The sequence below is a fragment of the Nocardioides sp. genome, assembly GCF_004803405.1.
In the GTDB taxonomy this organism is placed as follows: Bacteria; Actinomycetota; Actinomycetes; order Propionibacteriales; family Nocardioidaceae; genus Nocardioides; species Nocardioides vastitatis.
Genome location: NZ_SSXI01000058.1, coordinates 1 through 2611, shown reverse-complemented (window position 1 = coordinate 2611; position 2611 = coordinate 1). Strand labels below are relative to the sequence as shown.

The 2611-nt window shown below is 66.4% G+C and carries 4 protein-coding genes; 2 read left to right on the top strand and 2 right to left on the bottom strand.

Annotation, left to right across the window (positions count from 1 at the left end):
• The first annotated feature begins 247 nt into the window (after window positions 1-247).
• Entirely contained in the window at window positions 248-577 is a 330-nt protein-coding gene (locus E7Z54_RS03790; RefSeq protein ID WP_136431675.1) for a carboxymuconolactone decarboxylase family protein, read from the top strand.
• A 323-nt stretch (window positions 578-900) separates the two neighbouring features.
• Here E7Z54_RS03790 and E7Z54_RS03785 read toward each other — a convergent pair whose 3' ends face one another.
• Window positions 901-1707: an aminotransferase class IV family protein gene (locus E7Z54_RS03785; protein WP_136431674.1), complete on the bottom strand. Its 807-nt coding sequence runs from the start codon at window positions 1705-1707 to the stop codon at window positions 901-903.
• A gap of 26 nt (window positions 1708-1733) precedes the next feature.
• On the opposite strand from E7Z54_RS03785, the gene E7Z54_RS03780 reads away from it, so the two are divergent.
• Window positions 1734-2153, top strand: coding sequence for a MerR family transcriptional regulator (locus tag E7Z54_RS03780; RefSeq protein ID WP_136431673.1), 420 nt, complete (start codon window positions 1734-1736; stop codon window positions 2151-2153).
• A gap of 238 nt (window positions 2154-2391) precedes the next feature.
• Here E7Z54_RS03780 and E7Z54_RS22900 read toward each other — a convergent pair.
• On the bottom strand, window positions 2392-2611 hold a 220-nt coding region (locus E7Z54_RS22900), incomplete at its 5' end, for a hypothetical protein (protein WP_206055986.1).

The following is a 2611-nucleotide window of genomic DNA, read 5'->3' as shown; positions in this document are numbered from 1 at the left end:
AGGGCACAGGCGGCGAGGCAGGCAGCAGCGACAGCGCGCAGCCCACGGCTACGGCGAGGTAGGCCCAGAGTGGACCCTCGCCGACGTATGTCGGCTGAGCACGTTGCATGGCGTCCCGGCCCTCGACGATGGGAGGCACTTGGGGACGGTTCAGGAAGACGACGACCGTGCGCTGGATTGTGCGCCCCTGACGGCGCGTGACTCGGTTGTACGGTGATCGGGCGAGCCGATCAGGAGGAGGTGGAGGATGGACGAGTATCTCCCTGAGGTGTACCTCGAGTTCACCCAGCGCTACCCAGAAGTGGCGGAAGCACAAGGCACGCTGGCCCGGGCCGTGGACGACGCAATTCCTTTCGACGAGCGAACCACGCGGCTGCTCAAGCTGGCGCTGGCAATCGGCGCTGAAGCAGACGGCGCTGTCAGGTCCAACGTGCGCAAGTGCCTCGCCCAGGGCGTGACGGAGAGTGAGTTGGGCGCCGTGACGCTGCTGGCGATCACTACCTGCGGGTTCCCAACCGCGATTGCGGGTCTGCGCTGGGTCGACGAGGTCCTTGCCCGTGAAGCGGCAGGCGAGTAGCCAGACAGACCATCAAGATGGTCGGTGTTGGCGACCGCGCGGGGCGGCTCAGGCCGCGATGTTGGCATGCTGACGCGGGGCCTGCGCTAGGACGCTGATCGGACTGCTCTCTCCGTATGTAGCTTCGCGGGCGAGGTCCACAGACGCGTTTTGAGCGTGATGCCGTTGACTGAGCACGCATCGCGCCGGCGGGTGACCGCGCCGGACTAGTGGCCTGCCGACCGCTTCGTGCTCCTCGGTGGGTGTAAGTGGCCCGCGGGACCCGCTGCGGATCACGGACCGCATGGGAACCTCGGCGGAGTGGGCTCAGATGAGCCTGCGCCTCACACGGTTGCGGGAGCCTCGTCGAGGTAGGCGTCGTGCAGGACCTGCGTGAGCTGCGCGTCGCCGGGGAGTTGGTGGTCGCCGATCCGGTGCACGGCAATGCCGGGCGTCCAGGAGTTCATGACGACAGCGGCAGAGTAGGCATGAAGATCCTCGGGGCGTACGTCCGCTGTTCGCTGCGGAACGCCTCGCGCGGTGAGTCTCCGGGCCAGGATCTGCATCGTGACCCCGGACAGCAGGTCTGCGCGCGGCCAGATGACGGACTCACCGTCCCAGAAGGCAAGGTTCCAGATTGTGGCCTCGCTCAGGCGTCCGTAAGTGTCGACAAACGCGGCATCGTCGAAACCACGGGCCACGGCGTGACGAAGGTAGAACGTCTTGCCTACCTCACCGACGTGCTTCAAGTGCGCCAGGTGACGTTCATGGCCTACGACGTCGAGGCGTAGCGGCCCGACCGGCGGTTCCGCCGCCGCCGAGGTGCGTACCAGCACGTCGAGCTCGGTGGGTGCCGTGGGGGCGGTGAACTCGCCTGCGCGCTGGGTCACGAAGCAGGCCAACGACGACGCGTCGGCGGGCGCCGCTTGGATTGCCCGTCGCAGGTAGCCGCGCATCTGATCATCGGGCAGATGGGTGCCGAACAGCTCGTCACTGGCCTTGCGCAGTCGCGCAAGATGGAGGTCGAGGCCGCGCACAGCGCCGCTCCTGACCTGCATCGCGGTGAAGTGTGCATACCCGGCGAAGGCCGCCGACGCGAGCTGGTTTGCGGTCGCCGCAGTTCCGTTGAGTTGGACTGTCGAGGAAGTCATGATGTTGAACCTAGGAGGTCACACTGGTGTCAGCTGCAACGGCGGGTGAGTCAGATCACCTCAGGATCGGCGATGTGTCGGCCGCTACCGGAGTCAGCCGCCGACTCCTGCGCTACTACGAAGAACAGGGCCTGATTACTGCGAGCCGATCCAGTGGCGGGCACCGACTCTACGAAGCCCGCGAGGTCGCGACAGTCGGACACATCCGCGACCTCTTGGCCGCTGGCCTACCCACCCGGGTCATCCGTGAGCTCCTCGGCTGCATCCAGGAACCAGGGCGTCTCGAGCCCTGCGCCGTGCCTACTCTCGTGGAGCATCTCGAGGATTTTGATGGTCGCATTGCAGCACTAGCCAGCACCCGCGCCACCCTCGCTGGACTCATCGACAGCAGCATCATGCACTCAGCGACAGTGAAAGGCGCAGACCCAGTCTCCACGTTGGGATGACTGGACCGAGCGGACGGCGTCGTCCACTGGACCACGACCTCTGCGTCTTTGCCAAGCGCTGCGACGGGCGTCGTCGCGAACCGGCCGCCACCCGCCACCGTCTCGTCGGCGGTCATCACCTCGATCGTCACCGACCGCTTGTGCGGGTCTACCCGATCACCACCCGCTCGCTTGCTGTCATGCGCCGTCAGCACCCAGTCGTGGCGTCAACGAAACACGCAGCCGATGAGCGGCGGCATTAGTGGTCGGCGACAGCAACCCTCACGCCGAGTCCGATGAGCACGATGCCGGTGACGCGCTCGACAGTGGTTCGGACGCGCTCGCTTGCCATGAACCTTCCGAGGACGCCGACCGCGAGCGAAAAGGTCCGCCACCACAGGAGGCCCATGCCGAGGAACGCGGCAGCGAGAACCGCTGTGGTGGCGAACGGCTCCTCCCCTGGCGAGACGAACTGCGGA